This is a genomic window from Verrucomicrobiales bacterium (assembly GCA_016793885.1).
Lineage (GTDB): Bacteria > Verrucomicrobiota > Verrucomicrobiia > Limisphaerales > UBA11320 > UBA11320.
The window spans coordinates 1-7,240 of record JAEUHE010000171.1; the positions used below are offsets into that span (position 1 = coordinate 1).

A 7,240-nucleotide genomic window follows, 5' to 3' on the forward strand; every position below is an offset into this window, starting at 1 on the left:
CAAATTGTTCACAGATCTCAGGGTCGCGTCGCGCAAAGTTATTCACAATTGGCTGCGGGGAGCTGGAGGGCTCTCCTCGCCAATCATGAATAACTTTGGAGGGACTATAAGGGTTGCGAGGAACGAGCTACCCTGGGAAAACGCCATAGAATTCCCAACCCCATCGTGGGTTGCGGATCCTCACCCGTCAGGTCGAGAGCCGGGATTCACCCTGCAATAGGCCCTGCGTGAACCACGGATTTCTCGGATGACACGGATGACAAACCAGGTTGCTGAGTCGATCGCTGGGTAGCGGCGATTCTCAAATGGAAAGTGCGCACCAAACACGCCGACGGCTAACAAGGTAGGGCGAGACTCTGTCGAGCCCATGAATGCTCAAGGTGTAAAAGAGTTCGAACGGGCCGCGGCGAGAAGCGACCAGGAGTATCCGATGGTTTCACTCCTTTCGGATTACCCTGTTTCGCATGCTATTCATTCTCCCACTGAGGGCTAATAGCATAAAACCGACGAACGTTTATCTATTGACCTGCGCTGAACTTAAACAAACACGCGGTACAGGAAACAAAACCATAACACGATTGGACAGTATGCACAAAAACTACATCTTGACGCACCCTACATAGGATGTATGTTTGAACCCGTGGCCAAAAAAGCCCGGCAAGCTTCTAACTTGCCGGGCTCGTAGTCCGAAGTCGCCGCGAGGGCGAACATCAGCCTGGAAGCCGTGTTCTACCCCATGTCTGACCTCGGAAGCAACAACATCCCAGCGCGCCACCTAGCCGGGTTAGAAAGGCAAAATGCCAGAAACCGCAGAAATTAAGTGTATTAACAAGTCAGACCGCCCGAACCCGCACGAGCGGATTAGGAATGTGGGCGGCATAGGTAATGGACGCCGATGGACTCTCACTCAGGCGGACGCCATCGCCGGAATCGAATCCGGTAAATGGCGGTTTTTCGCGCAGGCCCAAGGAAGCTCGGTCTGGGTGGTCGTGGCGGTCAGCCGCTACGGAAACAAATACCTCAAGACGGAGAGTGATGGTGAGCAACCCAACAACCTGTTGAGCCTGCCCGAGTGCCCGTAACCCACGAGCCAAATGCCCAAACTCGGTTCCATCGCTGAAATCCGAATGGGCGCGACCCTGCGGGGTCGGGATGCAACTCGTCCCGATCCCAATGGAAGCCACCGCCTGATCCGCATCGGAGACCTTTCGTCGGACGGCGAATTACTCAAGCTCGATCTACTCCGTTTTGAACCAAGAACGCAGATCAGCGAAAACCTACTGCTGAAACCCGGTGATGTCCTATTCCCGAACCGAGGAACGCGCCTCACGGCCCACGCATTCAGAATGGATCTACCCAACGTCATCGTCGGAGCACAGTTCTTTGTGCTGCGACCGGATTCAACCCAGCTTCTGCCCGGGTATCTGGCCTGGTTTCTCCGCGGGGAGGAAGCAGCAACTCACTTTACCGCCCGACGAAAAGGCACTTTGGTACAAGTCTTGGAACGCAAAGATCTATACGACCTCGCGGTGCCCGTTCCCCCGCTCCCGACTCAAGCACGAATTGTGGAACTCTCCTCCTTGGGACGGAGGGAACGTCAGATCTCCGAACGCCTTACTGAACTTAAATGGCAGGAACTCAACCTGCGGTTGACTACCTTGGCCCACACACCCTAAATCGAATTATTCTCGTGAACCGAAGCAACCAATCCGAAATCAATGACGTCGCCTGGCGTGCCTGCGACACCTTCCGTGGTGTCGTCGACGCCGAGAACTACCGGAACTACATCCTCGTGATGCTGTTCTGGAAATACATGTCTGACGTGTGGCGCGATCATCGCGACACCTACCTGCGTGAGTTCAAGGGCGACGAAGCCCGCGTTGCCCGTCGTTTGGCCCGCGAGCGTTTCCAACTTCCGGCCGGGTGCGACTTCTATTCCATCTACGAACAGCGCACCCAACCCGACATCGGAGAGCGAATGACGATAGCCTTGGCTGGCATCGAGGAAGCCAACAAAGCGAAGTTAGAGGGTGTTTTCCGTGAGGTGGACTTCAATTCAGACTCAAAACTAGGACAAGCGCGAGACCGCAACACTCGCCTCAAGCTCCTGCTCCAGGACTTCGCCGATCCTCGACTCGACCTCCGTCCCTCGGTGGTCGGCGAGGATGACGTCATCGGCAATGTCTACGAGTATCTGCTGGAGCGGTTCGCTTCGGATGCCGGGAAGAAAGCCGGTGAGTTCTACACCCCCGGCCAAGTCTCCAAGCTTCTCGCGATCCTACTAGCACCGAAGAAGGGACAGACGATCTGCGACCCCTCCTGCGGTTCCGGTTCTCTGCTCATCAAGGTGGGACGCCAGGCCGATGAGCGGGACTTCGCTCTCTTCGGGCAGGAGATGAACGGCACGACGCACGCCCTGTGCCGCATGAACATGTTCCTGCATGGCATGGATAATTTTCGTATCGAATGGGGTGACACTCTGCGTAACCCGCGACTCACCGAGCACGACCACTTAATGAAGTTCGACATCGTGGTGGCCAATCCACCCTTCTCGCTCGACAAATGGGGCCATGAAGACGCCGAGAAGGATCCCTTCCACCGCTACCACCGGGGTCTCCCCCCCAAGTCCAAGGGGGACTACGCGTTCATCACCCACATGATCGAGACGGCCCGAGAACGCACCGGCAAGGTTGGCGTGGTGGTCCCTCATGGCGTGTTGTTCCGTGGCGCTGCGGAAGGCAAGATCCGCCAGAAACTCATCGAGGAGAATCTGCTGGAAGCGGTCATCGGTCTACCAGCGAATCTCTTCTTCGGCACCGGAATTCCGGCGGCCATCCTGCTTTTCAACAAGGGTAAAACCCACGGCGATGTGCTTTTCATTGACGCTTCCCGCGAGTTCAAGGAGGCGAAGAATCAGAGCGTACTCACCGATGAGCAGGTTCAGAAGATCGTGGATACCTTCCGGGCATTTAAGACGGTCGACAAATATGCCTACCGCGCCACTCCACAGGAGATTGCCGACAACGATTTCAACCTGAACATTCCCCGCTACGTGGATACCTTCGAGGAGGAAGCGGAGATCGATCTGGATGCCGTGAAGGCGGAGATTCAGCGGCTCGAGGCTGAACTTGCGACCGTCCGGGGCAAGATGAACGGCTACCTGAAGGAGCTTGGCCTGTGAGCGGCGAATCAAAAGTTATCCTGTATTCCACCCACGACGGCCGCACGGAGATCCAACTCCGAGCCGAAGGCGGCACCGTCTGGCTGACCCAGCTCGAAATCGCCGAGCTGTTTGCGTCCACCAAACAAAACGTGGGCATGCATATTCGCAATGTGTTGGAGGATGCCGAGTTGAGGGAGACTTCAGTTGTAAAGGAATCCTTTACAACTGCCGCCGATGGCAAGAGCTACCGCACTAAACTATACCGTCTGGAAATGATCCTCGCTGTAGGCTATCGGGTGAAAGGCCCGCGAGGTATCCAGTTCCGGCAGTGGGCCACTCAAAACCTTCGCGAGTATCTGGTCAAAGGCTTCGTCATGAACGACGAGCGGCTGAAGAACCCTGGAGGATGGGACTACTTCGACGAACTGCTCGCACGCATCCGCGAGATCCGGGCTTCGGAAAAGCGCTTCTATCAGAAAGTGCGAGACATCTACACCACCGCAGTGGACTACGAGTCCGACAGCGGACAGGCGCAAGCTTTCTTCAAAAAGGTGCAGAACAAAATACTTTGGGCAGTCACGGGACAGACAGCCGCCGAACTCATTCGCGACCGCGCGAATCCCAGCCTCCCCAACATGGGTCTTCAGACCTGGCAGGGCGGTCGAGTCCGCAAACAAGATGTCACCGTCGCGAAGAACTACCTCAAACAAACGGAGATCGAGGAACTCGATCGCATCGTGGTGATGTATCTCGACTACGCCGAGGATCAGGCGAAACGACGCAAGGCAATGACTATGGAGGAGTGGAGCGCCAAGCTCGACGCCTTCCTCACCTTCAATGAACGCGACGTACTGGACCACCCTGGCAAAGTCTCGCACGAGATCGCCGAGAAGCTGGCACATGAACGGTATGACCACTTTGATGAGAGCCGGAGGGAGGCCGAGCGACGCGCTGAGGAAGAGGAGGATGTCAAGTCGCTGGGGGCTATAACCAAGACGATCCAGCACACAGCGCGTAACGCGAAGAAGCCAAAAGCTAAATGAGCATGTCAAAAGGATTGGACAACCACTGCACCCAACCGGATCGACATTGCTTAGCATTGTCGCTTTCTCAAACTGAATCTGCGATATGAAACATCTACCGAAAGGCTGGGCCGTCCAGCCTCTCAGCAGGTTAGTTACACAGCCGACTTCCGGTGTGAGCGTGCAAGGGGAGGAGGGTCCGCCTCAAACCGGCAAACCTGGCGTCCTACGTCTCAGTTGTGTCACTGCTGGGCGGTTCAATCCTCATGATGTTAAAACCCCGCTAGTCTCAGAGGTGACCCGCCTTGCCACCTTCGCTGAACGAAACTCGATTCTAATAAGCAGAAGCAACACACCTCCTCTCGTTGGTGCCTGTGCCTACGTACCAAAAGATTTTCAGGATGCGTTTTTGCCAGATACCCTGTGGTTGCTACGTCCGAACGATGTGACAACAGTCTGCATGCGATGGCTCTCCTTCGTGCTGCTCTCCTCACCGTATCGACTTTCTTTGCAGCGCATCGCTTCAGGAACCAGCGAGAGCATGAAGAAGATTCAGAAGGGGGCCTTTCTCAAGCTCAAGATCGCCGTCCCCCCACTCCCTGAACAACGCAAGATCGCCGAGATCCTGACCACCTGGGACGAGGCCTTGGAGAAGCTCGACGCCCTCATCGCCGCCCAGGAGCGCCGCAAGAAATCCCTCATGCAGCAGCTGTTTACGGGGAAGACGCGGTTGAAAGGTTTTGATCAATCCAGTGGCCGTACTCACGGTGATAAATTTGGGATCTATCCGATCGATTGGAAGAGAATACAGCTCGGTGAAGTAACCCGAGAAGTTTTCGAACGCAACACGGGCGGCGCAGACTTTCCTGTGCTCTCTTGCACTAAGCATCACGGGCTTGTTCTTTCCCAAAATTACTTTGGCAAGCGTGTTCACGCGGAAGACACAAGCAGCTACCGCATGGTAAGGAGGGGTGAATTCGCCTATGCCACGAACCACATCGAAGAAGGATCTATCGGTTTCCAAGATGTCTGCGACGCTGGGCTCGTCAGCCCGATCTACACCGTCTTCAGAACTGTGGACGGCGTCAATGACCGCTATCTCTTCCGTCTGCTGAAGAGCACGCTGCTCATTCATCACTACCGGATCAATACCAGCGCCTCTGTAGATCGGCGGGGTAGCCTCCGTTACCAAGAGTTTGCTCAGATCAGTGTCTGGATGCCCCAAAAGCCCGAACAAATCGCCATTGCCAAGTTCTTCGATATAGTCGATCAAACGCTCGCCCTCCTCCGTAACCAACGCAGCTCCTTGGAACAACAAAAGCGCGGACTGATGCAGAAGCTGCTGACGGGAAAACTCCGTACAATCCAATACAAAAATGACCAGCCTAGATGAAACCACACCTCACGATACCGCGTTCCTTCGCGAGGCGTTCGCGACGGAACAAACCTGCCTGGTGGCCAACCTAAGAGCCTCACGGCGAATCACGCATGCAGGAGACCGTGGTGAGGTCAACGAGCTGCACTTCATCGATTTCCTCAGAAAATACCTTCCGAACCGCTATACGGTCGAGAAGGCCATCGTCATCGACTCGCTTGGAAATGTCAGTGACTCAATTGATGTGGTTGTCTTCGATCGGCAATACACCCCCACGCTGTTGGACAACGACAAACACCGATACGTACCTGCGGAAGCGGTCTACGCCGTCTTCGAATGTAAACCGACCGTTGACAAGGGCTACCTAGAATACGCAGCCGACAAAGCCGAGTCGGTCCGCAAGCTCGTACGAACGTCCGTTGAGATACCCCATGCCGGAGGGGTGTATCCGGCGAAAAAGCCAGGTCATATCGTGGCTGGTATCCTTGCAATTGATGTCGACTGGAAGGAGGGATTCCGAAGTGAAGCCTTCCAGCAAACTCATGCGAGCCTGAAGGATAACAGGGCGATCGACTGCGGATTCGCAGCAAACGCGGCAAGCTTTGATACCTTTGCTGGGCCTGGCGCCTATACATTGGGACCTGGCGACAATGCGCTCGCATTCTTTGCCTTCCGTTTACTTTGGCGGCTGCAATCGCTCGCAACTGTGCCAGCTGTCGATTGGATGGCTTATGCTTCACGCCTTTCGAAGAACATCAAACCCACGCACTCATGAGTATAAACTATCACCGCCAGATCCAAGCCTACGAATCGGAAAAGGTTAACCTCTCGGATAAAGTCCGCGAGGACTTGTATTCCAAACGCGATACCAACCGCAACCGACTCAAGGCAAACCTACCAGAGCGCGTGAAGATCAGCTCATTCATCTCGCAGGGTTCTATGGCCATCCGCACAACTGTGCAGGAGGAGAATCAAGACTACGACATCGACGATGGCGTCAGCTTTCATGCAGAAACCCTGACACTGGAGAAGGCGGACATGACGGCTCGCGAAACACAGGAGATGGTCAGAGATGCTCTCAAGAACGACGATAGGCTAAAGAAACCACCCGAGATCATTGGAAACTGTGTTCGTGTATTCTATCGGGAAGGATACCACGTGGACGTTCCGTCATTTCGCGTTTACAGACCGGGTGAAAAGGACGAGCGCCAAGAACTTGCGGGCGAAAACGGATGGCGAGCATCAGATCCGACTGAGATAAACGCTTGGTTCGAAAGACGGGTTCAAGAGCTGAACAGAATCCAGGAAGACGCAGGCGGCCAATTTCGTAGGATGATCAGGCTACTGAAGCGATTTGCGAGATCTCGCGGTGACAAGTGGGATTTACCGAACGGACTAAAGTTGACCATGCTAGCTGACGAATGTTTTGAACGATCATTGGATCGAGATGACAGAGCGTTCTTCGATCTACTGCAAAACCTGGCCAACCGGCTTCAGAAAAACCTAATCGTTCTGAACCGTGCGCAGTCAAAGGAACCCCAGGACCAACTCACGAAGTCGGACAAGGATCCGAACATGATCGAGTTGAAAAAGCGAGTGAATGAGGCTCTCGAGAAGCTAGCGGTTACTCGGAATGCAAATTCCGACCAAAAGGCGACGCGAGAACCATGGGATTGGGTA

The 7,240-nt window shown here is 54.8% G+C and carries 7 protein-coding genes; all 7 read left to right on the forward strand.

The features are described from left to right. The first annotated feature begins 797 nt into the window (after window positions 1–797). On the forward strand, window positions 798–1,082 hold the full coding sequence (locus tag JNN07_19420) for a DUF3892 domain-containing protein (GenBank protein MBL9169915.1): 285 nt from the start codon (window positions 798–800) through the stop codon (window positions 1,080–1,082). Window positions 1,083–1,094: 12 nt separating this feature from the next. Continuing rightward, entirely contained in the window at window positions 1,095–1,676 is a 582-nt protein-coding gene (locus JNN07_19425) for a restriction endonuclease subunit S (GenBank protein MBL9169916.1), read from the forward strand. Then, window positions 1,628–3,181 (forward strand): type I restriction-modification system subunit M, encoded by a 1,554-nt coding sequence (locus tag JNN07_19430; GenBank protein MBL9169917.1) that lies wholly within the window; start codon window positions 1,628–1,630, stop codon window positions 3,179–3,181. The genes JNN07_19425 and JNN07_19430 overlap by 49 nt, the downstream gene beginning before the upstream one ends. Next, entirely contained in the window at window positions 3,178–4,206 is a 1,029-nt protein-coding gene (locus JNN07_19435) for a virulence RhuM family protein (protein MBL9169918.1), read from the forward strand. Before JNN07_19430 ends, JNN07_19435 begins: the two co-directional genes overlap by 4 nt. 274 nt (window positions 4,207–4,480) lie before the next feature. After that, window positions 4,481–5,578: a restriction endonuclease subunit S gene (locus JNN07_19440; protein MBL9169919.1), complete on the forward strand. Its 1,098-nt coding sequence runs from the start codon at window positions 4,481–4,483 to the stop codon at window positions 5,576–5,578. Continuing rightward, on the forward strand, window positions 5,562–6,335 hold the full coding sequence (locus JNN07_19445) for a hypothetical protein (GenBank protein ID MBL9169920.1): 774 nt from the start codon (window positions 5,562–5,564) through the stop codon (window positions 6,333–6,335). The genes JNN07_19440 and JNN07_19445 overlap by 17 nt, the downstream gene beginning before the upstream one ends. Further along, the coding region (locus JNN07_19450) for a hypothetical protein (GenBank protein ID MBL9169921.1) at window positions 6,332–7,240 on the forward strand (909 nt) is incomplete at its 3' end. The genes JNN07_19445 and JNN07_19450, both read left to right, overlap by 4 nt.